Annotated in this window: 21 protein-coding genes; 11 read left to right on the plus strand and 10 right to left on the minus strand. The window is 66.6% G+C overall.

What is annotated here, in order from left to right; all coding sequences use genetic code 11:
• The first annotated feature begins 385 nt into the window (after positions 1-385).
• The 3 genes from ACFPOB_RS07215 (at position 386) to ACFPOB_RS07225 (ending at position 2,928) form a co-directional block, all read left to right on the plus strand.
• On the plus strand, positions 386-1,081 hold the full coding sequence (locus ACFPOB_RS07215; RefSeq protein WP_377797063.1) for an NIPSNAP family protein: 696 nt from the start codon (positions 386-388) through the stop codon (positions 1,079-1,081).
• A gap of 73 nt (positions 1,082-1,154) precedes the next feature.
• The gene (locus tag ACFPOB_RS07220) at positions 1,155-1,565 is read left to right on the plus strand and encodes an NADH:ubiquinone oxidoreductase subunit NDUFA12 (protein WP_377797064.1); all 411 of its coding nucleotides are present in this window, start codon (positions 1,155-1,157) and stop codon (positions 1,563-1,565) included.
• A 127-nt stretch (positions 1,566-1,692) separates the two neighbouring features.
• Positions 1,693-2,928, plus strand: coding sequence for an MFS transporter (locus tag ACFPOB_RS07225; protein ID WP_377797066.1), 1,236 nt, complete (start codon positions 1,693-1,695; stop codon positions 2,926-2,928).
• Here ACFPOB_RS07225 and ACFPOB_RS07230 read toward each other — a convergent pair.
• Positions 2,903-3,796 (minus strand): alpha/beta fold hydrolase, encoded by an 894-nt coding sequence (locus tag ACFPOB_RS07230; RefSeq protein WP_377797068.1) that lies wholly within the window; start codon positions 3,794-3,796, stop codon positions 2,903-2,905. The genes ACFPOB_RS07225 and ACFPOB_RS07230 overlap by 26 nt on opposite strands.
• A gap of 166 nt (positions 3,797-3,962) precedes the next feature.
• Here ACFPOB_RS07230 and ACFPOB_RS07235 point away from each other — a divergent pair, with 166 nt between their 5' ends.
• Complete coding sequence (locus tag ACFPOB_RS07235; protein WP_377797070.1) at positions 3,963-4,547, plus strand: CGNR zinc finger domain-containing protein; 585 nt, start codon at positions 3,963-3,965, stop codon at positions 4,545-4,547.
• Positions 4,548-4,581: 34 nt separating this feature from the next.
• Here the strand turns inward: ACFPOB_RS07235 and ACFPOB_RS07240 are convergent, their stop codons facing one another.
• A complete protein-coding gene (locus ACFPOB_RS07240) occupies positions 4,582-5,928 on the minus strand; it encodes an Nramp family divalent metal transporter (protein ID WP_377797071.1) in 1,347 nt (448 codons plus the stop codon).
• A 229-nt stretch (positions 5,929-6,157) separates the two neighbouring features.
• Here ACFPOB_RS07240 and ACFPOB_RS07245 point away from each other — a divergent pair, with 229 nt between their 5' ends.
• Positions 6,158-6,763: a DUF2155 domain-containing protein gene (locus ACFPOB_RS07245; RefSeq protein WP_377797072.1), complete on the plus strand. Its 606-nt coding sequence runs from the start codon at positions 6,158-6,160 to the stop codon at positions 6,761-6,763.
• 2 nt (positions 6,764-6,765) lie between these two features.
• Entirely contained in the window at positions 6,766-7,146 is a 381-nt protein-coding gene (locus ACFPOB_RS07250) for a VOC family protein (protein ID WP_377797073.1), read from the plus strand.
• 5 nt (positions 7,147-7,151) lie between these two features.
• On the opposite strand, the gene aat is transcribed toward ACFPOB_RS07250, so the two are convergent.
• The 5 genes from aat to ACFPOB_RS07275 all read right to left on the minus strand — a co-directional run bounded on the left by aat (position 7,152) and on the right by ACFPOB_RS07275 (position 12,471).
• Positions 7,152-7,829, minus strand: a complete 678-nt coding sequence (gene aat / locus ACFPOB_RS07255) for a leucyl/phenylalanyl-tRNA--protein transferase (protein ID WP_377797074.1) — start codon at positions 7,827-7,829, stop codon at positions 7,152-7,154.
• A gap of 158 nt (positions 7,830-7,987) precedes the next feature.
• Positions 7,988-9,352, minus strand: a complete 1,365-nt coding sequence (gene accC / locus ACFPOB_RS07260) for an acetyl-CoA carboxylase biotin carboxylase subunit (protein WP_377797076.1) — start codon at positions 9,350-9,352, stop codon at positions 7,988-7,990.
• Positions 9,353-9,381: 29 nt separating this feature from the next.
• Complete coding sequence (gene accB, locus ACFPOB_RS07265) at positions 9,382-9,852, minus strand: acetyl-CoA carboxylase biotin carboxyl carrier protein (protein ID WP_377797077.1); 471 nt, start codon at positions 9,850-9,852, stop codon at positions 9,382-9,384.
• A gap of 270 nt (positions 9,853-10,122) precedes the next feature.
• The gene (locus tag ACFPOB_RS07270) at positions 10,123-10,905 is read right to left on the minus strand and encodes a DsbA family protein (protein WP_377797079.1); all 783 of its coding nucleotides are present in this window, start codon (positions 10,903-10,905) and stop codon (positions 10,123-10,125) included.
• Between the two features lie 156 nt (positions 10,906-11,061).
• Positions 11,062-12,471, minus strand: coding sequence for a M48 family metalloprotease (locus tag ACFPOB_RS07275; RefSeq protein ID WP_377797081.1), 1,410 nt, complete (start codon positions 12,469-12,471; stop codon positions 11,062-11,064).
• A 173-nt stretch (positions 12,472-12,644) separates the two neighbouring features.
• On the opposite strand from ACFPOB_RS07275, the gene ACFPOB_RS07280 reads away from it, so the two are divergent.
• The 3 genes from ACFPOB_RS07280 to ACFPOB_RS07290 all read left to right on the plus strand — a co-directional run bounded on the left by ACFPOB_RS07280 (position 12,645) and on the right by ACFPOB_RS07290 (position 13,854).
• Positions 12,645-12,926, plus strand: coding sequence for a YARHG domain-containing protein (locus ACFPOB_RS07280; protein ID WP_377797082.1), 282 nt, complete (start codon positions 12,645-12,647; stop codon positions 12,924-12,926).
• 188 nt (positions 12,927-13,114) lie between these two features.
• Positions 13,115-13,666, plus strand: a complete 552-nt coding sequence (locus tag ACFPOB_RS07285; protein WP_377797084.1) for a bestrophin-like domain — start codon at positions 13,115-13,117, stop codon at positions 13,664-13,666.
• A 53-nt stretch (positions 13,667-13,719) separates the two neighbouring features.
• Positions 13,720-13,854, plus strand: coding sequence for a hypothetical protein (locus ACFPOB_RS07290; protein ID WP_377797085.1), 135 nt, complete (start codon positions 13,720-13,722; stop codon positions 13,852-13,854).
• A gap of 16 nt (positions 13,855-13,870) precedes the next feature.
• Here ACFPOB_RS07290 and ppx read toward each other — a convergent pair whose 3' ends face one another.
• From ppx to ACFPOB_RS07305, 3 genes are all read right to left on the minus strand, one after another.
• The gene (gene ppx, locus ACFPOB_RS07295) at positions 13,871-15,433 is read right to left on the minus strand and encodes an exopolyphosphatase (RefSeq protein ID WP_377797087.1); all 1,563 of its coding nucleotides are present in this window, start codon (positions 15,431-15,433) and stop codon (positions 13,871-13,873) included.
• Positions 15,369-17,585: an RNA degradosome polyphosphate kinase gene (locus tag ACFPOB_RS07300; RefSeq protein WP_377797089.1), complete on the minus strand. Its 2,217-nt coding sequence runs from the start codon at positions 17,583-17,585 to the stop codon at positions 15,369-15,371. The genes ppx and ACFPOB_RS07300 overlap by 65 nt, the downstream gene beginning before the upstream one ends.
• A 145-nt stretch (positions 17,586-17,730) precedes the next feature.
• The gene (locus ACFPOB_RS07305; protein ID WP_377797091.1) at positions 17,731-18,417 is read right to left on the minus strand and encodes a TetR/AcrR family transcriptional regulator; all 687 of its coding nucleotides are present in this window, start codon (positions 18,415-18,417) and stop codon (positions 17,731-17,733) included.
• A 156-nt stretch (positions 18,418-18,573) separates the two neighbouring features.
• Here ACFPOB_RS07305 and ACFPOB_RS07310 point away from each other — a divergent pair, with 156 nt between their 5' ends.
• Positions 18,574-19,203 (plus strand): hypothetical protein, encoded by a 630-nt coding sequence (locus ACFPOB_RS07310; RefSeq protein WP_377797093.1) that lies wholly within the window; start codon positions 18,574-18,576, stop codon positions 19,201-19,203.
• Between the two features lie 82 nt (positions 19,204-19,285).
• The gene (locus ACFPOB_RS07315; RefSeq protein ID WP_377797095.1) at positions 19,286-20,515 is read left to right on the plus strand and encodes an acyl-CoA desaturase; all 1,230 of its coding nucleotides are present in this window, start codon (positions 19,286-19,288) and stop codon (positions 20,513-20,515) included.
• The last annotated feature ends 152 nt before the right edge of the window (positions 20,516-20,667 follow it).

A 20,667-nucleotide genomic window follows, 5' to 3' on the forward strand; every position in this document is an offset into this window, starting at 1 on the left:
ATAGGTGTGGATACGACATCTTGTAGGAAGATGTGGATCGCGGGGATAAGTTTCAAGGCACCCGCTAAGCCCAAGGAATCACATGCGGAATCGCGACGCCGTTGCCAGCTTGCAACGATCCTTGTCGGTGTGAAACCACTAAAATCCGCCGGACCATGGTTAAAGAGCCGTCACCAGGAAGCCGCAAGTGCTCCTAGCGGAAGCGCTCTCTGCAGCGGCAGCCACAAGTGCTTGAATCCGTGCGATGCTTGGCCGGCTGGCGCGATATCGACGCCGATCGCCCCCGCTCCGAATCATGACCGAATCGTGGCGAGGGCCGCGGCGAGGCTGCTGACTCCATCGGGCAGGCCTCTTGCCTAGCTGCAAGGCCAGCCGGAGGACCGCCATGACCGACACTGTCTTCGAACTGCGCCGCTACACGCTGAAGCCTGGCGCGCGCGAGACCCTGATCGCAGTCTTCGACACCCATTTGGTCGAGACGCAGGAGGCGGCCGGGATGAGCGTCATCTGCCAGTTCCGCGACCCCGCAGCGCCCGACCAGTTCGTCTGGTTCCGCGGCTTTGCCGATCAGGCAGCGCGGACCCGCGCCCTCCCCGCCTTCTATGGCGGTCCGGTCTGGGCTCAACATGGCCCCGCCGCCAACGAGACGATGCTGGAATGGCACGATGTGCTGATGCTGAAGCCGGCGGCACCCGGCTCTGGCTTCGAGATGAACGGACTCGAACGCTTGCCGTCGGGAACTGCCGATCTGGAAGATGGTCATCCCTATCTGGTCGCCATCCACCATCTCGCACCGGCCACGCCCGACGACAAAGCCTCGCTTGCGGCTGATGTGATCGCCGACGCCGTACGGGCCGCCGGCTGCAACATAGTCGCCAGCCTGATCAGCGATCGCAGCGAGAACGGATTCGCGCGCCTGCCCGTGCGCGAGGGCGAATGTGTCGTCGTCACGCTCACACGGCCGACCGCCCCGCAGGCGATACCAGCGCTCGAAGCCGCCTTGCGCGAGATGGCCGTGGGGACGGGGCGCGAACCGGACATCGCTCGCCTCATCCCGACGGCGCGCTCACTGCTGCGCTGAGCCGCACTGGACATCAAGCGCCAGCCTCTTCATAAGTCGCGCGACGGCCTATGGCCTGCGCGGACGCGAAGCGATGACCAAGACCCTGCTCCAGCTCTTCACCTGGTGGAACGGCCAGACGATCGGCACGCGGTTCCACACCTGGCGCTTCGGCGAGAAGGTCGGCGAGGACGAGTTCGGCAACGTCTACTACCGCACCAAGGGCGGCGTGAAGGACAAGGCGCTCGGCATCCAGCGCCGCTGGGTGATCTATAACGGCCCGATCGAAGCCTCGATCATCCCGCCCGGCTGGAATGGCTGGCTGCACCACACCGTCGACGTCGCTCCCTCCGAGGAAAAGTATACCCCGCGCGAATGGCAGAAGCCGCACCAGCCGAACCATACCGGGACGGCCCTGGCCTATCACCCGCCTGGCTCGACCCTCGGCGAGAACAAGACCCCGGCCGCGACCGGCGACTATCAGGCCTGGACGCCCGGCCGCTGACAGGCGGACGAAGATGCGAGATCACGCCGGCGGTGCCACGCATCGCCGGTTTTTTATGCCTGGACGCAACGGAACCAGGCTCGTCCTCGCCCGTTGATCCGCGCGCCTTTCTCGCCGAGAGATCGATATGGCCCCTGATCGCACCTCCTCGGCTCGCGGGCCGCTCGACGCGCTGAACTTCTTCCTCGCCGATGTCCGCGACGGCCTCGGCCCTTATCTCGCGATCTACCTGCTGACGGTTCAGCACTGGGACGAGGCCTCGATCGGCTTCACGCTCTCAGCGGCGGGAATCGCCGGGATCGTCGCGCAGACGCCCGCGGGTGCGCTGATCGATGTCGTGCGGGCGAAACGCGCCATTCTCGTCCTCGCCGCGCTCGCGATCACGGCCGCCTCGCTCGCCATTCCGCTCTTTCCCGGCCTGGTGCCGGTCACGATCCTGCAGGCGATCTCGGGGGTCGCCGGCGCGGTGTTCCCACCGGCGATCGCCGCGATCACGCTCGGCATCGTCGGGCCGAAGGCCTTCGCGGCGCGCATCGGCCGCAACGAGGCCTTCAACCATGCCGGCAACGCTGTCGCCGCACTGCTCGCCGGGGCCCTCGCCTACTGGCTCGGTCCCGTCGCCGTCTTCTGGCTGATGGCGGCGATGGCCGCTGCCAGCATCGTCGCCACGCTGAGCGTGCCCGCCGCCGCGATCGACCACGACGTCGCGCGCGGCCTCGACAGTGCGTCCACCGGCTCGGGCGAGGCGCGCCCGTCGGGCTTCAGCGTGCTTCTCGCCAATCCGCCATTGCTGGTCTTCGCCGCGTCGACGACGCTCTTCCATTTCGCCAATGCCGCGATGCTGCCGCTCGTCGGCCAGAAGCTGGCGCTGGCCAATCCGGAGCTCGCCACCACCTTGATGTCGGCCTGCATCGTCGCAGCCCAATTGGTGATGGTCCCGGTCGCCCTCGTCGTGGGCGCCAAGGCCGATCGCTGGGGCCGCAAGCGGATCTTCGCGGGGGCGCTGGCGGTCCTGTGCCTGCGCGGCCTGCTCTATCCGCTCTCTGACGCCGCGCCCTGGCTGATCGGCGTGCAACTGCTGGATGGCGTCGGCGCCGGCATCTTCGGCGCACTCTTTCCGCTCATCGTCGCGGATCTCACGGCCGGCACCGGCCATTTCAACGTCGCCCAGGGCGCCATCGCGACTGCACAAGGCATCGGCGCCGCCTTGAGCACCTCCGTCGCCGGGGCGATCGTCGTCGGCTACGGCTATGGCGCGGCCTTCATCACGCTCGGCATCGCGGCTGGCGTCGCATTGGTGCTGCTGCTGATGATGATGCCGGAGCCCAGCACCCGGACTACCGCGCAGGCAACCGCGCCATGAACGCCAGGATGCGTTCGGCGATCTCGCCGGCATGCGTCTCCAGTGCGAAATGGCCGGCGTCGAACAGGTGCACCTCGGCGCCCGGCACCTGCTGCTTCAGATAGTCGACGCCCTTGAGCGTGAAGAACGGGTCGTTCTTCCCCCAGACGATCAGCATGGGCGGCTGGCGCTCCGCGAGATAGCGCTGCCAGGCCGGATACGCGGCGAAATTGCTCTGGTAATCGTGCAGCAGCCGCAGCTGGATCTCGCGATTGCCCGGCCGGTCCAGCCCGGCCTGATCCATCGTCCAGGCATCGGGCGAAAGCCGTTCGGCCCGCGCGGCACCGTGGGTGTACTGGAAGCGCGTCGTCTCGGGCTTCAGCAGATCGGCGAAGGGCTTCTCGGTCTCGGCGTTGCGCTCGCGCCAGAACGGCCCCATAGACGCGGTGATCTCGGGGTTCCAGCCCTCGGCATTGGCGACGGCGTTCTGCACGATCAGGCCGCGCACCCGCTCCGGCCGGCGTAGCGCCAGGCGGAAGCCGACCGGCCCACCGTAGTCCTGCAGATAAAGTACATAGCTCTTCAGCCCGAGCCGATCGACCAGCGCTTCCACCACGTCGGCGAGGCGGTCGAAGCGATAATCGAACGCGGCCGGCGATGGCGCACCGCTATGGCCGAAACCGGGATAGTCCGGCGCGATCACGCGGTACTGACCGGCCAGACGCGGAATCAGGTCGCGGAACATGTGCGACGAGGACGGAAAACCGTGCAGCAGCAGGAGCGACGGCGCGTCCTGCGGCCCGGCCTCGCGATAAAAGATCTCGGTGCCGGCGATCTCGGCTGTGCGGAACTGAGTTGGGCCGGGCTCGGCGGCGGCGACGGACGTCATGGCAAGGACTCCTGCGGCGAGAGTGATGGCGGCAAAGCGGCTGAGGGAACGGGGCATCGCGAGTGATGTAACCTCTGTTCTTCTTCTTCAACGGTGTCACTTGATTTGACACCTGTCAATCGATAAATAAGCGGTTACAGTTCGACCTATCCGTCCGAGATCCGAGATGACGTCTGCGACAGAAGCTTCCAGCGAATTCCGCGACGGCTTTCCATTCGTCGGCGGTTCGACTTGGCTGGATCTGCTCAACACCACGCCCGCCAGCGAAACCGGCCCCCAGGAGCTGATCGATGGTCCCGAGCGGGCTTTGGCCTGGCTGAGAGCGGCCGGGCTCGGCGACGCTGCCGGAGATGGAAGCGACGCAATGACCGATCTGCGCACAGTGCGCGCGGAGCTGCGGCCGGTCTTTGAGACGCTTGAGGCAGGCCAGCCGCTGCCCGATGCGGTTCTGGCGTCGGTCAACCGGCGCCTGGCCGGCCTCAAAGGCCACTATGTCCTGCAGCGCGGGGACGATGGACCCGCGCTTGGCTTCGCTTTCGATCCCGCTGGCCCGGCCGCACAGATCGCGCTCGATCTCGCCCGCTTCGTCTGCGAGGCCGAGCCGGCGCGATTGAAGCGCTGCGCTGCCGATCACTGCACGCTCGTCTTCTATGATCGCGGGCGCAACAACACAAGGCGCTGGTGCACGATGAGTCTCTGCGGCAACCGCGACAAGGTCGCGCGCTTCCGCGCCAAGCGCGCGGTACGCTAAGGCGATGCAGCCGGAAAGGCCGCGCCCCCATTTCTCAGCCTGCCCCGCCGACGAAATCGACCAGCAGCTTGATGTTCAGCGCTGCGATCACCGCTGCGATCAGATAGGCCAAGGCGATGAGCCAGCGCGGCGCGACGAGCTCGCCCATCTTGGCCTTGTCGGCGGTGAACATCACCAGCGGGAAGACGGCGAAGGAGAGCTGTAGCGACAGCACGACCTGGGTCAGGATCAATAGCCGCGCCGTGCCGGCATCGCCGTACCAGATCGTCACCGCAGCCGCCGGCACGATCGCGATCGCCCGCGTGATCAGCCGGCGCAGCCAGGGCGGCAATCTGATCTTGAGGAAGCCCTCCATCACGATCTGGCCGGCGAGCGTCGCCGTCACCGTCGAATTGATGCCGCAGCAGAGCAAGGCGATGCCGAACAGCGTCGGCGCGATGGCGAGCCCGAGCAGCGGGCCGAGCAGCTTGTGCGCGTCGGCGAGTTCGGCGACCCCGGTCTGCCCGGTCTTATGGAAGGTCGCGGCGGCCAGGATCAGGATCGAGGCGTTGATCAGCAGGGCGAACATCAGCGCGACCGTCGAATCAATCGTGGCGTAGGTCAGCGCCTGGCGCTTCTCCGGCAAAGTCTGCCCGTAAGCGCGCGTCTGCACGATGCCCGAATGCAGATAGAGATTATGCGGCATCACGGTCGCGCCGAGGATACCGAGCGCCAGATAGAGCATCTCAGGATTGCGCACGATCTCGGTGGTCGGCGTGAAGCCGCGGATCACCTGCCCCCAGTCCGGGTCGGCCAGCGCGATCTGGATCGCGAAGCAGACCGCGATGACGCCGAGCAGCGTGATGATCAGCGCCTCGACCCAGCGGAAGCCGAGCCGCTGCAGATAGAGGATCAGGAAGACGTCGAGCGCCGTGATGACGACGCCGATCTCGAGCGGGATGCCGAAGATCAGGTTGAGGCCGATCGCGGTGCCGATCACCTCGGCGATGTCGGTCGCGATGATCGCGACCTCGGCGAGGACCCAGAGCCCATAGGCGATGGGCTTGGGGAAGGCGTCGCGGCAGGCCTGGGCGAGATCACGGCCAGACGCGATGGCCAGCCGGGCGCAGAGCGACTGCAGCACGATCGCCATGATGTTGGAGACCAACGCGACGACGAGCAGCGTGTGGCCGAACTTCGAGCCGCCGGCGAGCGAGGTCGCCCAATTGCCCGGGTCCATATATCCGACAGCGACGAGATAGCCCGGGCCCAGAAAGGCGGCGGCGCGGCGCCAGCCCGGCCCGGAGCCGCGCACCACGATCGAGCGATGGACGTCGGCCAGCGAGGCGTCGCCGCGCTCCGTGCGCCAGCCGGATGACATTCCGTCGACGCGCGCTTCCATGGATATCCCCGATTCCGCACTTGCAAGGCAGTGGCAGGATATAAATTTGCAAATGGATTGCAACTGCATGACCTGCCCTGGCGAGCATACCGGCCATGGCGAGCATGCAAGGCCTCCCGCTCCCTTAGCCCGCTGGCCAGGATCGTGATCTGCCCTTTTTCCGCTGCGATTGCCGTGCTACTGCGCCCCGTCGCGGCCCGGCCCCGCTCGAAGAGAATCGCAAGCCAGCATGCCTTCGTTCCGCAGAGCCTTTGCCTTCCTCGCGCTCGCCGGCAGCGCGCTCGCGCTGGCCGTCCCCGCCAAGGCCGACCGCATCCGCAATCCCACCGCGGTCTTCGCCGGACTCGACAAGATCACCGGCCGGATCATCTCCTTCGAGGTGGCGATCGACGAGACCGTGCAGTTCGGCGCGCTGCAGATCACACCGCGAGTCTGCTGGACGCGCCCGCCGACCGAGGCGCCGCAGACGACCTCCTTCACCGAGGTCGACGAGGTCACCTTCAACAACGAGTACCGGCGCATCTTCACCGGCTGGATGTACGCGGCGAGCCCCGGCCTGCATGGTGTCGAGCACGCGATCTATGATGTCTGGCTGACCGACTGCAAAGGCGGCACCGAGCTGGTGGTCGATCCGAAGGAGCCGGAGGCGGCGCCGCCACCGCTCACTCCCGAGCAGCGGCGCCCTGCCCGTCCCGCCCAGCAGAACCCGCCGCCCAACCAGCGCATCGATGTCGCCCCGCCGCAAGGCGTGCCGGTGCAGCCGCGCCAGACGCCGTCGCAGCGCTTCTTCCCGACCAATCCCGCCCCTGGGCGCGACCCGGCGGGGGGCAACTGACGATGGCGCGGGTCACCGGCATCGGCGGCCTGTTCTTTCGCGGCCGTGACCCGCAGGCCCTCGCCGCCTGGTACGAGCGCCATCTCGGCATCGCCGACATGAACAGAGCGGTCTGGAGTCAGGATGCCGGGCCGACCATCTTTGGTCCGTTCGCCGCAACGACCGAGTATTTCGGCCGGCCCGAGCAGCAGTGGATGGTCAATTTCCGCGTCGACGACCTCGACGCGATGATGGCTTCGTTGCGCGCCGCCGGGATTGCCGTCGAGACCCGGCCGGACTGGGATTCGGAGGTCGGCCGCTTCTGCCGCATCCACGATCCCGAGGGCAATCCGATCGAGCTCTGGGAGCCGTCGCAGATGGCGGGCGGCGAACCCGCCGCCTGATCGGATCAGCCCGGCAACTCGGCCAGCGCCTCGTGGCCCCGGACGTCCTGCCCCGGCGGCCAGCCCCACCAGTCGCCATCGCTCGCGATCGCCGCGTCGAGCAGGACGCGATAGGCCTCGCGCGGGATCTCTCGCGTACCGAACTGCGAGAGATGCGCGGTCTGGAACTGCGTATCGAGCAACCGATAGCCGCCGCGCCTCAGCCGGGCGACCAGGTGGACCAGCGCGACCTTCGAGGCGTCGGTCTCGCGATGGAACATGCTCTCGCCGAAAAAGGCCCCGCCAAGCGACAGGCCATAGAGACCACCGACCAGCTTTCCCTCGCGCCAGCATTCGACGGTGTGGACATAGCCGAGATGGAAGAGCTCGCCATAGAGCCCGCGAATGCGGCCATTGATCCAGGTCTCGGCGCGGTCCGGCCGGCTTTCGGCGCAGGCCGCTATCACGCTGGCGAAGTCGTGGTCGATCCGGATTTCGAACCGATCCGAGCGGACGGTGCGGGCCAGCCGGCCCGGCAGATGGAAGGCGTCGAGCGGAATGATGCCGCGGATGTCCGGCTCCACCCAGAAAAGGCTGGGATCGTCGGCGCTCTCCGCCATCGGGAAGACGCCGGCTGCGTAGGCGCGCAAAAGGATTTCCGGCGTGATCGCCGGCGCGCGCGCGGGTGTGGAGCGGGCCTTCATGCGCCGATGGGAGCGCGAGCGGGCGGCTGAGTCAAACCCGAAGCGTCATTCTCGGGCGGAACGAAGCGCAGACCCGAGAATCTCGTGACGAGAAGGCGTTATCGAGCCCGGCCTGAGAGGCTCGGGTCAAGCCCGAGCATGACTGCATGCGCCGGACCTCACCCCTCGCCCGACTGATCCATGCCGCCATTGGCGAGGAATTTCTCCAGCCAGTGGATGTTGTAGTCGCCGTTGAGCATGTCCTGGTTGCGTACCAGCGTCCGGAACAGCGGCAGCGTGGTGTCCACGCCGTCGACGACGAACTCGTCGAGCGAGCGGCGCAGGCGCATCAGGCATTCGGCCCGGTTGCGGCCATGCACGATCAGCTTGCCGACCAGCGAATCGTAGTGTGGCGGGATGACATAGCCCTGATAGGCCGCCGAATCGACGCGCACGCCGAGCCCGCCCGGCGTGTGGAATGACGCGATCTTGCCGGGCGAGGGCCGGAACGTCGCGGGATGCTCGGCGTTGACGCGGCATTCGATGGCGTGGCCCTCGATGACGACGTCCTTCTGGCTGATCGAGAGCGGCGCGCCGGCGGCGATCCTGATCTGCTCGTTGACCAGATCGATCCCGGTGATCATCTCGGTGACAGGATGCTCGACCTGGATGCGCGTGTTCATCTCGATGAAGTAGAACTCGCCGTCCTCGTAGAGGAACTCGATTGTGCCGGCGCCGAGATAGCCCATATCGGCCATCGCCTTGGCGCAGATCGCGCCGATCCGGTCGCGCTCGCCGGCGTTGAGGGCCGGGGACGGCCCCTCCTCCCAGACCTTCTGGTGGCGGCGCTGCAGGGAGCAGTCGCGCTCGCCGAGATGGATCGCCCGGCCCTTGCCGTCGCCGAGCACCTGGATCTCGATATGGCGCGGCTTTTCGAGGTATTTCTCGATGTACACGGCATCGTCGCCGAAATTGGCCTTGGCCTCGCTCCGGGCCGTAGCGAGCATGACGGACACCTCGTCCTCGCTGCGCACCACCTTCATGCCCTTGCCGCCGCCGCCGGACGCCGCCTTGATGATGACGGGCAGGCCGATCTCGCGAATGATCCGCATCGCCTCCTCGTCGTCGGCGACGCCGCCTTCCGAGCCGGGCACGCAAGGGATGCCGAGGCGCTTGGCGGTGCGCTTGGCCTCGATCTTGTCGCCCATGCTGCGGATGTGCTCGGCCTTGGGGCCGATGAAGGCGATGTTGTGCCGCTCCAGGATCTCGGCGAAGCGGGCGTTCTCGGAGAGGAAGCCGTAGCCGGGATGGACCGCGTCGGCCCCGGTGATCTCGCAGGCGGCAATCAGCGCGGGGATGTTGAGATAGCTCTCGCGCGCCGGCGGCGGGCCGATGCAGACGCTCTCGTCGGCGAGGCGCACATGCATGGCGTTGGCGTCGGCGGTCGAATGCACCGCGACCGTGGCGATGCCGAGCTCCTTGGCGGCCCGCAGCACCCGCAGCGCGATCTCGCCGCGATTGGCGATCAGGATCTTGTCGAACATCTTCAGCCCGCTCCCGTCCGGCGCCGGCCTCACTCGATCACCAGCAGCGGCTCGCCGTATTCGACCGGCTGGCCATCTTCCACCAGGATGGCGGTGACCTTGCCGGCTCGCGGGGCGACGATGTCGTTGAAGGTCTTCATCGCTTCGACCAGCAGCACGCGCTCGCCGGCCTTCACCTCCTGGCCGACCTCGATGAAGGGCTTGGCCTCGGGCGACGGCCGGCGATAGGCGGTCCCGACCATAGGCGAGTTGACCGTGCCCGGATGGGCCGCGGCCGCCTTGGCGTCGACCGGAGCGGCGGCAGGGGCCGCGACTGCGGCGGGCGCCGGGGCGAAGGCCGGCGCGGCCGCGACCGGCGCCATCACGGTGGCGCTGATGGTGCGGGCGACGCGGATGCGCAGGTCGCCCTTCTGCACCTCGATCTCGGTCAGATCGGTCTCGTTGATCAGTTGCGCCATCTCGCGCACGAGTTCGGGATCGATGGGGCTCTTGGTCGCCATGGCGGATTTCACCGTCTTCGTGAGCTCGATGGGCGGGACGGCAGGTCCCGAAGAGGATGCGCATATGCGATGGCACTGCGGCCGGATCAAGCCGGCGGCCTCGCGATGTCGCGCGTCTTTACCCGGAACAGTGGGTCAGGAAAAGGGCGAAGGCGCCCTGTGGGCACCTTGCCTATGCAAATCGCCGCCGTTCCGGGAGTTGTTCCACAGAAACCGGCGACGTCAGGCAGCAGTCGGGCCATGCGTCAAGGTAGCTCAGCCCCGATCCGCTCACCCGCTGCAGGTCGCCTTGCCGCATTTGCGGACGGCTTCGATTTTCTGCTTCAGCGCCGCCTGGCCGACCGCGCCGAACACCACCTCGTCGCCGACGATGAAAGCGGGCGTGCCGGTGAGGCCGAGACGGTCGCCGAGCGCGACGGTCTGCTCGATCACGGCGCGCGTCGCCGGCGCGTCCATCTCCTTCTTGACGCGCTCGATGTCGGCGCCGGCCTCCTTGGCGATCTCGAGTGCTTTGGCGCCGTTGATGCGGCCCTTGGTGGCCATTAGTTTGAGATGGAAATCCCAGTATTTCTGGCCCTGGAGCTGGTTCTTCACTGCGATGGCGACGCGGCTGGCCTCGACCGAATCGGGGCCGAGGATCGGGAAGTCCTTGATCACGACCTTGAGCTTGGCATCGTCCTTGGAGAGAGCGCGAACGTCTTCCATCGCCCTTTTGCAGAAGCCGCAATTGTAATCCATGAACTCGACCAGGGTGACGTCACCCTGCGGGTTGCCGGCGATCACCGAGGTCGCGGGATCGGTCAAGCTGGCCTTCTCGGCGGCGAGCGCATTGCGCTGCGCCTCGACCTGGGCGACCTGGTTGCGCTTCTCAAGCTCGACCAGCGCTTCCTGGATCAACTCGGGATTCTTCAGCAGCGTCTCCTTGATCAACTCCACCACGGCCTTGCGCTGGTCTGGCGAGAGCGCCTGCGCCTGCGCCGGTGCGACAGCTCCGGCGAGCGCGCAGGCCGCGATGCCGGCGAGCGCCAGACGGCGCAGCGAATAGAAGATCATGACGATGGTCCTTTCCAAGGGCGCGACTCGGGCGCCATTAGATCACGTCTTATGATTTTGGATCGCGTCGATCGAAAATCATAAGACGTGATCGATTCTAAAGGTTTAGAGCAGGATTCCTACCAAAAATCGGTCCCCACTTTTTCGCACCCTGCTCTATTGTTGTTTGTCGGGAGGAACATACTCGACAATGTCGCGCGCGCGCAGCGCCGCAGGCGAGCCCTGCGGCAATTTGGCCAGAGCCCGGCTCGCCTGGGTGTGAGCGACCGTCCAATCGCCCTTGGCAAAAGCGTGCCGCGCGGCCGAGAGCTCGGCCATGGCGATGTTGCCCTTGGCGGCATAGGCATTCGAGAGATGCTGATGCACCTCGGCCGAGTCGGGCTCGCGCGCCGCGGCGTTCGACAGCTCGCGGATCGCTTCGTCGAGCAGAGCCTTGTCGCCGGTCTGCTGCAGCGCATGGCCGAGCATCTGCCGGATCAGCCCTGCCTGCGGCGCCAGCGCAACCGCCTGGCGCAACACCGGCACGGCCTCACGTGCCCGCCCGGCCTCCAGCAAGGCCTGGCCCTTGAGCTCGAGGAAATATGCATTTTTGGGCTGCTCGCCGATCAGCCTGTCCATGGCCGCCAGCGCCTGCGCCATCCTGCCGGAGCGGTAGTCGCTGATGGCGCGGGCATAGCGCGCCGCCATCGACTGGTCCGCCATGCCGTAGCGGCGGGCGACGCCGGCGTCGCGCTCGACGAAACCCATCAGCTTGGCGCGCATCAGCTCGTGACGCGCCTGCAGAGCCGGCGGATCGAGCTTGTCGAAATGGGGGCTCTGCTTCGCCAGCGTCTCGAGCTGGGCGATGCGCTCGCTCGGCATCGGGTGGCTCAGCGTGTAGGGATCGATCGCCTTTGACAGGAAGGCGCTGTTCTCGGCGAAGCGCCGGAAGACGGTGAGCATGCCCTTGGCCGACATGCCGGCAACCGAAAGGAAGCGCACCGCCGCGCGATCGGCCGCCTGCTCCTCGGAGCGCTGATAGGCGAGCAGCGAGCGGCGCACCAGCTCCTGCGGTCCCGCGATAGCCCCCATCGCGCCGACGCCGGCATTGCCGATCGCGGAACCGCCACTGCGGGCGCCGGCGACGACGCCGCCGACGCCGACGAGCAGACCGGCGATCGAGAGGATCTGTGCGTTCTGCATCTCCTGCCGCAGCCGCGCCAAATGCCCGCCGGCGAGATGGCCGCTTTCATGAGCGAGCACGCCGATCACCTCGTTCGGCGTCGCTGCATCCATCAGCACTCCGATATTGACGAAGATCGACTTGCCGTCTGCGACGAAGGCGTTGAAGGCGCGATCGTTGATCAGGATAATCTTGGTTCCGCCGGCATTGATCCCGGCCGCCCTGAAGATCGGCGCCGCATAGTCGCGCAGCAACTGCTCGATCTCGGCATCTCGGATCAGCGAGACCGAGCGCTGTTGCGACTGCGCCATGACGGGCGCGGCCGCCGCGACCAAGGTGAGCCCGACGGCGATCGAACGCCGCAGGCGGGCGAGATTCGGGCGAAGAAGGCGAAACGGCTGCATGACCTTGCGGTTCTTCTCCCCCGCGAGCGCGGCAGCGTCAATTCACAGCTTTGCCAGCGGAGCCATCACGCGTTCCTGCAACAGGATCGTGATCCTGCCATGGCAGAACGCGAAAAGGCTTGTCCTGTCCGCAAGGACCGGCAGAGATGGTCGCGCAACCGCAAGAGGTCGTCATGTCGAAGCTGCTCCTTCCTGCCCTCTCCCTCACAATCGCCCTGCCTTTCTTCGTGGCCGCCACGCCGGCGGCGGCGCAGAGCTGCGAGGACCTCTGGTATCAGCGCAATGAAATCTACAAGGCGCAAGGCTATTGCTTCCGCACGCAGCGTGGCATCAGCGCCTTCGGCAATGCCGGCTGCCAGTACGACAATGTCGAGGACGTGCCGCTTTCAGCGACCCAGCGCCGCGTCATCGCCGATATCCAGCGCGCCGAGCGCACGCAGCGCTGCCCGCGCTGACGGTCATCCACGATCCGCCCCTCATCCCGGCTCGTGAGCATCCGATCGTCACCGCCACGATTGTCGTCGGCTTTCCGAAGAAGAGACTTGTCGGCCGAGACCGAGCTGGGCTCTGCTGTCGCCGTCTGAGTGCAGGCGGGTCCGAGGGCGACGTGTTCATCCTGTTGCATCAATTGCCGCTGGCGGCGATGTTCCTCGCCGTGCTGGCGCTGAGCCTCGCGGTCTGCTGGCTCCTGATCGGCCTCGTGCGCTTCGCCATCCCGCGGCTCGGCTATCGGTTGGACGAGCCGCTGCCGATCCGCGATTCGATCATCAACGCCTGCGGAGCGCTGTTCGCGCTGATCGTCGCATTCTCCGCGGTAGGGATCTGGAACGATGCCGTCTCTGCCCGGACAGCCGTGCAGCGCGAGGCGGATGCCGTGGAGACGGCGCTCGCCCTGTCGGCGGGGCTGCCGGAGGAGACGCGATCCGAGCTGAGCAAAGGGCTTCAGGACTATCTGCGCGACGTGGTTGCGATCGACTGGCCGGCCATGGCCAGGAGCACGCCGCTCACCGATGCGGTGTTCGACCAGTCGGAAAAGCACCTGCTCGGCGCGATCCATCTGGTGTCGCGACTGAACACCGCCGCAGCGTACTCCCCCTGCTCAACCAGCTCCTGGAGGTCCGTCACGCAAGGCTGGCCCGGCTGGCCGCCTCCGTGGCAGGCGTCACCTGGGCGCAATGGTTCGCGATGTGACTGATCTCGACGACGACCCTGCTCGCGATCATCGTCTGCAACAGCCACGCCTTCCGCATGCAGATCGTCGCCGCCCATCTTTATGTTCTGGTCGTCTCGGCCGCCTATTTCGTCATCCTGGCGCATGACCGGCCGTTCATCGGCCGGATATCGATCCAGCCGACGGCCTTCCAGCAGCTTATGCCGCGCTAGGTCAGGTCTTTCCGCCCTATCGGATGTCGATCTCGCGCCCGAGCAGCTTGGCGAGCTGTTTCAGCCGTCCGGTGACACGCTCGCTCGCCAACGACTTCAGGTCGTCGGGCAGGCGCATGACGAGCCGGCTGTCAATGCAGGTCAGCGATGCTCGCGACAGGATGCCGGGCATGCCTGCCGAAATCAGATAGGCGACCCGGAAAGCCGCGGCGAGGATGTGGACGCGTTCGAGCGTGCGCGTCGTCAGCAGGCGCCGCAGCCCTTCGACCGCCGGGGCGGAGGCCTTCAGGCCGGCATAGCGGTAGAACGCCGTCAGCGCGAGAAAGGCGCGGCCGACATGGTCGACGCCGCTGAACGAGGCATGGGCGATGACGTTCAGTGTCTGCTCGCCGCGATAGTCTGGATGGGCGCGCCAGCCGATGTCGGAGAGCAGGCAGGCGGCGAGCTGCAGCCGCTGCAGCGCCGGGTCGTCGTGCGGATAGGCGCTGGCGACGAGCTTCTCGGTCCAGGCGATCAGGTCGGCGGCATGACGCGGATCGCGGGCGCGCAGCTTGTTGTAATCCTCGGCGCCGCGCAGCAGCGCGTCGGCGGAGCGCTCGCTCTCGTCGAGCTGCTCGTGCAGCAGACCTTCGCGCACGCCATTGGCGGAGATCACGACATTGCGCGGCCGGCCGCGCTTGATGATCTGGTCGAGCACCAGCGCGCCATAGGCGAGCAGCGGACGGCGGGCCGAGGAAACCGACTCGATCGCCTCCAGCATCGAGGCATCGGCACGTTCGACCAGGCGGACGAAGTCGCTCGCCTCTCGGGCCGGCACGATATAGCCGTGCATGACGTTGAGCGGATAGCCGGACTGGCGCTGGTGCAGCGTCGCGAGCGCGCGCCAGGTGCCGCCGACGGCATAGAAATCACGCCCGCGCATCGCGGCGAGCTGCGGATGGTGGTCGAGATCGTCGCGGACGATCTTCTCGGCCGCCTTCATCGAATTGCCGGAGCGGTCGATCAGGGCGAGGCCACCGAGCGGCAGGCTGATACCCTCGCCCACCTTGCCGCCATCGACAGAGATCAGCTCGAGCGAGCCGCCGCCGAGATCGCCGACGACGCCATGCGGCTGGTCGAAGCCGGAGATCACGCCGAGCGCCGAGAGATAGGCCTCGCGATCGCCGGAGATCAGCTCGATCGGCTGGCCGACGGCCGCTTCGGCGCGGGCGATGAAATCGGGGCCGTTCGAAGCATAGCGGGCCGCAGCCGTGGCGATGACCCGAAGCTGCCCGACATGCATCGCCTCGCAGAGGATGCGGAAGCGCACCAGCGCCGAGAGCGCCTTGTCGATCGCGTCCTGCGCCAGCATGCCGGTCGAGGCGACCTGCCGGCCGAGGCCCGCCATCTCCTTTTCGTTGAAGACCTGCGCGGGCGCCCGCGACAGGTTCTCATAGACGACGAGGCGGACCGAGTTCGAGCCGATGTCGATGATCGCGATGGTGTTGCCGACGCTCAGCCGGCCTGCAGCCTGCTCAGGCCTTCTTGCCGGCGCGGCGGGAGAGGCTGCGCGGGCTTGAGCTCGAGAGAGATTTTCCACGACCTGACAGGCTCGGATTCGTCATGAAATACTTGTGGGCGTTGAACGACTCTTCGGCCGATGGCGGGACAATGCGTCGCGAGCCGCCATCGGGCAAGATGGTCCAGCTCTGTTCGTTGTCGAGAAAGTTCGCCAGCATGATCTGCTCGAGCATCTGCTGGTGGACTGTCGCGTTCAGGATCGGCGTCAGCGCCTCGACGCGGCGGTCGAGATTGCGCGGCATCAGATCGGCCGAGGAAATGTAGAGCTTGGCCTTGGCCGAGGGCATGCCGTGGCCGGCGCCGAAGGCATAGACGCGGGTGTGCTCCAGGAACCGCCCGACGATCGACTTGACGCGGATATTGTCGGAGAGGCCGGGCACGCCGGGCCTGAGGCAGCAGATGCCGCGCACGACGAAATCGATCTGCACGCCAGCCTGGCTGGCATCGTAGAGCGCGTCGATGATCTCGGGGTCGACCAGCGAGTTGCACTTGCCCCAGATCGCCCCCTTGCGGCCCGCCTTCACATGGGCGACCTCCTCGGCGATGTCGTCGAGCAGCCGCTTCTTGAGGTTGACCGGCGAGACCGCCATGCGTTCCAGCTCGGCCGGCTCGGCATAGCCGGTGATGAAGTTGAAGATGCGGGCGACGTCCTGCGCCATCACCGGATCGGCGGTGAAGAAGGACACGTCGGTATAGATGCGCGCCGTGATCGGATGATAGTTGCCGGTGGCGATATGGCAGTAGGTCGTGAACTGCCCGGCCTCGCGGCGCACCACCATCGAGAGCTTGGCGTGGGTCTTGAGCTCGATGAAGCCGTAGACGACCTGGACGCCGGCGCGCTCCAGATCCTTGGCCCAGCGGATGTTCGCTTCTTCGTCGAAGCGGGCCTTGAGCTCGACCAGCGCCGTCACCGACTTGCCGGCCTCGGCCGCCTCGGCCAGGGCCTGGACGATCGGCGAGTTCGAAGAAGTGCGATAAAGCGTCTGCTTGATCGCGACGACATTGGGATCGCGCGCCGCCTGCTGCAGGAACTGCACGACGACGTCGAAGCTCTCATAGGGGTGGTGGACGATCAGGTCCTTCTGGCGGATGGCGGCGAAACAGTCGCCGCCATGCTCGCGGATGCGCTCGGGGAAGCGGGCATTATAGGGCTTGAACTTCAGGTCCGGGCTATCGACGCCGACGAGCTGCGAGAGTTCGTTGAGACCGATCATGCCATCGACGACGACGATCTCATCCGGATCGACCCTGAGCTCGCGGATGATCATGTCGCGCAGATGCGCCGGCATGTCGGCATGGAGCTCCAGCCGGATCACGACGCCGCGGCGGCGCTGCTTCAGCATGGTCTCAAAGACGCGGACCAGATCCTCCGCCTCCTCCTCGATGTCGAGATCGGAGTCGCGGATGATGCGGAAGGAGCCGGTGCCCTTGACCTCGTAGCCGGGAAAGAGCTTGCCGATGAACAGCGCGACCAGATCCTCCAGCATGATGAAGCGCTGGACGCCCTCGCGGGCGAGATCGGGCAATTCGATGAAGCGGTCCATCTTCACCGGCACGCGGATCAGCGCGTCGAGGGCGCGTCCGTCGCTGACGCGCTCCAGCGCCAGCGCAAGGGTGAAGCCGAGATTGGGGATGAACGGGAAGGGATGGGCCGGGTCGATCGCCAGCGGCGTCAGCACCGGGAAGACATAGTGCAGGAAGCGGTCTTCCAGCCAGATGCGGTCCTGCGCGCCGATATCAGCCGGCCGCAGCAGCACGATCCGATTCGCCTCCAGGTCGTGCTTGAGCTCGGTCCAGCGGGTCTGCTGATCGCTGGTCAGAGCGTGAACGCCCTCGCCCAGCGCAGCGAGTTGCTCGGCCGGGCTGAGCCCGTCCTGGCTCGGGGTCACCACGCCGGCCTTGAGCTGCTCGCGCAGGCCGGAAACGCGGACCATGAAGAACTCGTCGAGGTTATTCGCCGAGATCGAGAGGAAGCGCAGCTGCTCGAGCAGCGGATGGTTGCGGTTGGAGGCCTCCTCCATCACGCGGCGGTTGAACTGCAGCCAGGACAATTCTCGGTTCATGAACCGCTTCGGCGACTGCCGCAGCGCCTCGTCGAGATGAAGGTCGCCGCCGGCCGGCGCCTGGGCCGCAGCCTTCGCAACCGATGCTTCCGCCACATCCTGGGTCATGCGCTTTGCTCTCGCTGTCGACGCTGCTCGTGCCACTGCCGGTCCTGTAGCTCTGCTCTGTGTCGTTTTGCTTGCAGCCGCAGCGGCCGCCTTCGCTTTGAAGCCACCGTAGCGTGACGGTTCGATGACAGGCGAGGCGCAAACGTCATGAACGACCCGCGCCAGCGGATGCTGGGGCCTTGAGCAGGCCGGCAAGGAAAAGATCGAGCGAGCGCTCCATCACACCCTCGGCTTCGTCCTCCGTGACGCCCCAGCTCGGAAACTGCCCGTCGATCAACATGCGCGCCAGGCCATAGACCAACGCGCGACCGGTGATCTGGATCAGAGCGGGATCGTCGACGCGCAGAAGCCCGCGCCGCGCCGCTTCGTCGAGCAAACTCACCATCTGCGCCTGGATTTCGGCGTTGCTCGCGCCGAGCGAGGCCGACCCGGCAAAATCGATCGCCCGGCGCGAGGAGATGATCTCGAAATGCGTCGGATTGCGCCGGGCCCAGTCGAGGAAGGCCTTGCCGATGGCGCGGATGCGCCGGATCGGGTCGTCGCTGGTCTCGCGTTGAAGCGAGACAACGATCTCGGCCCGGAAGCGTGCCATAGCCTCCTCGGCGACGGCGGTCATCAGGGCCACCTTGTCGGGGAAGTGCCGGAACGGGGCAGCCGGCGAGACGCCGGCTCGGCGCGCCACCTCCCGGATGCTGACGGCGTCGAGGCCGCCTTCTGCCGCCAGCGCCAAGCCCTCCGCGATCAGCACCTCGCGCAGATTACCGTGATGATAGGTCGAGGCGCTGGCTGCGCTCCCTCTCCACCCCGTCCGACTCGCTTTCGTCGTGCTCATCGCCGCGAGCCTAGACCAGTTTCCCGCCCGGCAGCAGCCGGGCTGAACCCTATGCCAGCCATCACGATCATGTAATCATCGATTACATCTCATTGCCGCACAGGCCGTGACATGTAATCATTGATTACATGTCACGGTCACTCAGGGGAAAGCGCGATGTCGAACGAGAACAGGCGCAGTCCGGCCCTTCCGGCCGGCCTGGAGGGCTGGCCCCTTCTGGGCGCTCTCGCAGCGATCCTGACTGTCGCAAGCGTCGCCGCCTTCGCCTCCATCGGCGGCAGCGATAGCATCCGCATGGCGATCCGGCTGACGGCGCGGACCTCGCTCGCCCTCTTCCTGCTCGCCTTCACCGCCTCCGCCCTGTTCCGCATTTGCCAGAATCCGTGGACGCGCTGGCAATTGCGCAACCGGCGGCAGCTTGGGCTCGGCTTCGCCGTCTCGCATCTACTACACGCCATCGCCATCATAGCGCTCGCCGTCACCGACCCGCAGCTCTTCGCGGCATTGGGCGGATCGAGCATGCTGATCGCCGGCGGCAGCGCCTATCTCGTGATCGCAGCGATGGCGGCGACCTCCTTCGATCGGACAGCCGCATTGATCGGCGCGGTCGCCTGGCGCCGGCTGCATCTGTTCGGCGCCTGGTACATCTGGCTGAGCTTCATGGTCACCTTCGGCAAGCGCGCCCAGCTCGACATGGCGTACTGGCCTTTCATCGCAGCGCTACTCAGCGCCGCCGCGCTGCGCTTGATCGTCAACGTCCTGCCATTTCCTGTGCTGCGGCGCTGAGGGCGCTTGCGCCCGCCCCGCCCCTGCTGTTTGGTCGGCATGCGAATCCCGCATGCCTTCAAATGCAGTCCAGAGAACGACCTTGTCAGAGCAGCAGCACGCCGACGATCACGGCGATATCGTCTACCCCTCGGCCATTCCCTTCGTGCTGGCGCATCTGGCCTGCCTCGGCGCGCTCTGGAGCGGCGTCAGCGCGACCTCGCTCTGGCTCGCCTTCGGCCTCTACTGGCTGCGCATGTTCGCGGTGACCGGCGGCTATCACCGCTACTTCTCGCACCGGACCTACAAGACCAGCCGGCTCGGCCAGTTCGTGCTCGCTTTGCTCGCCCAGTCGACGGCGCAGAAGAGCGTGATCTGGTGGGCTTCGAAGCACCGGCACCACCACCGCTTCTCCGACACCGAGCACGACGTGCATTCGCCGGTGCTGACCTCGTTCTTCTATTCCCATGTCGGCTGGATCTTCAGCAACGGCCATGACCGCTGCGACACCTCGACCGTCACCGATCTGACGCGCTTCCCCGAACTCAATTTCCTGCATCGCTTCGAATTGCTGCCGGCCTTCGCGCTGGCGCTGATCTGCTTTGCCATCGACGGCTGGAGCGGCCTGTTCGTCGGCTTCTTCTGGTCGACGGTCGCGGTCTATCACGGCACCTTCTGCATCAACTCGCTGGCGCATGTGCATGGCGACAAGGACTATGTCACGGGCGACGAAAGCCGGAACAACTGGTGGCTCGCGATCATCACCATGGGCGAAGGCTGGCACAACAACCACCACGCCTATCAATACAGCGTCCGCCAGGGTTTTCGCTGGTGGCAGTGGGACCCGACCTATTACCTGATCCTCGGCCTGTCGAAGCTGCGCCTGGTCTGGGACCTGAGGGCTCCGCCGCAGGCGGTGGTCGAGCGCTCGCAGGCGCTGCCGCCGCGCGTGATCGAGCGCTCGGCCGAGCGGCTCGCCGCCTCCGTCCCGGTCGAGCGCATCGTCCAATCCGTGCGCGACGCCTATGCCAACGTGCCCGGCCTGCCCGAGCTGCATCTGCCGACGCTGACTTTGCCCGAGTTCCGCGAGGCGCTCGCCGCGCTGCAGGCGCGGGCCAGCGAGCAACTGCATGCGATGCAGGCGCAGGCGCAGGACGCGATCGCGCAATGGCACATGCCGACCCTGCCGAGCCGCGAGGAGTTGGCCGAGAAGGCCGCCGCCATGTTCGTCAAGACGCCGTCGCTCGACGCGATCGCGGCGCGGGCGCACGACCTCCTGATCGAGACGATCCATGCCCGCCTGACCGGGACGGCGGTCACAGTGAAGGCTTAGGAGAAGCCCTCTCGGCATATCCTCATCGCGAGTCGTCCCGGGCGAACGGAGGGAGACCCGGGACCCATTCCGGAACCTTATTCGGAGAGGCTCAGGAATGCATCCCGGATCGGCGCCGCTTCGCGGCTGGTCCGGGATGACCAGGGTTTGGT

The organism is Allobosea eneae (genome assembly GCF_042657265.1).
Classification (GTDB): domain Bacteria; phylum Pseudomonadota; class Alphaproteobacteria; order Rhizobiales; family Beijerinckiaceae; genus Allobosea; species Allobosea eneae.

Excerpts from the sequence above, each read along its gene's own strand:
- accC (WP_377797076.1), bottom strand. The coding sequence starts at position 9,352 with ATGTTCGACAAGATCCTGATCGCCAATCGCGGCGAGATCGCGCTGCGG.
- ACFPOB_RS07300 (WP_377797089.1), bottom strand. The coding sequence starts at position 17,585 with ATGACCCAGGATGTGGCGGAAGCATCGGTTGCGAAGGCTGCGGCCCAG.
- ACFPOB_RS07235 (WP_377797070.1), top strand. The coding sequence starts at position 3,963 with ATGACGTCTGCGACAGAAGCTTCCAGCGAATTCCGCGACGGCTTTCCA.
- aat (WP_377797074.1), bottom strand. The coding sequence starts at position 7,829 with ATGAAGGCCCGCTCCACACCCGCGCGCGCGCCGGCGATCACGCCGGAA.
- ACFPOB_RS07220 (WP_377797064.1), top strand. The coding sequence starts at position 1,155 with ATGACCAAGACCCTGCTCCAGCTCTTCACCTGGTGGAACGGCCAGACG.
- ACFPOB_RS07305 (WP_377797091.1), bottom strand. The coding sequence starts at position 18,417 with ATGAGCACGACGAAAGCGAGTCGGACGGGGTGGAGAGGGAGCGCAGCC.
- ACFPOB_RS07285 (WP_377797084.1), top strand. The coding sequence starts at position 13,115 with ATGTTCCTCGCCGTGCTGGCGCTGAGCCTCGCGGTCTGCTGGCTCCTG.
- ACFPOB_RS07215 (WP_377797063.1), top strand. The coding sequence starts at position 386 with ATGACCGACACTGTCTTCGAACTGCGCCGCTACACGCTGAAGCCTGGC.
- ACFPOB_RS07290 (WP_377797085.1), top strand. The coding sequence starts at position 13,720 with ATGCAGATCGTCGCCGCCCATCTTTATGTTCTGGTCGTCTCGGCCGCC.
- ACFPOB_RS07250 (WP_377797073.1), top strand. The coding sequence starts at position 6,766 with ATGGCGCGGGTCACCGGCATCGGCGGCCTGTTCTTTCGCGGCCGTGAC.
- ACFPOB_RS07245 (WP_377797072.1), top strand. The coding sequence starts at position 6,158 with ATGCCTTCGTTCCGCAGAGCCTTTGCCTTCCTCGCGCTCGCCGGCAGC.
- accB (WP_377797077.1), bottom strand. The coding sequence starts at position 9,852 with ATGGCGACCAAGAGCCCCATCGATCCCGAACTCGTGCGCGAGATGGCG.
- ACFPOB_RS07270 (WP_377797079.1), bottom strand. The coding sequence starts at position 10,905 with ATGATCTTCTATTCGCTGCGCCGTCTGGCGCTCGCCGGCATCGCGGCC.
- ACFPOB_RS07240 (WP_377797071.1), bottom strand. The coding sequence starts at position 5,928 with ATGGAAGCGCGCGTCGACGGAATGTCATCCGGCTGGCGCACGGAGCGC.
- ACFPOB_RS07225 (WP_377797066.1), top strand. The coding sequence starts at position 1,693 with ATGGCCCCTGATCGCACCTCCTCGGCTCGCGGGCCGCTCGACGCGCTG.
- ACFPOB_RS07310 (WP_377797093.1), top strand. The coding sequence starts at position 18,574 with ATGTCGAACGAGAACAGGCGCAGTCCGGCCCTTCCGGCCGGCCTGGAG.
- ACFPOB_RS07230 (WP_377797068.1), bottom strand. The coding sequence starts at position 3,796 with ATGACGTCCGTCGCCGCCGCCGAGCCCGGCCCAACTCAGTTCCGCACA.
- ACFPOB_RS07275 (WP_377797081.1), bottom strand. The coding sequence starts at position 12,471 with ATGCAGCCGTTTCGCCTTCTTCGCCCGAATCTCGCCCGCCTGCGGCGT.
- ACFPOB_RS07280 (WP_377797082.1), top strand. The coding sequence starts at position 12,645 with ATGTCGAAGCTGCTCCTTCCTGCCCTCTCCCTCACAATCGCCCTGCCT.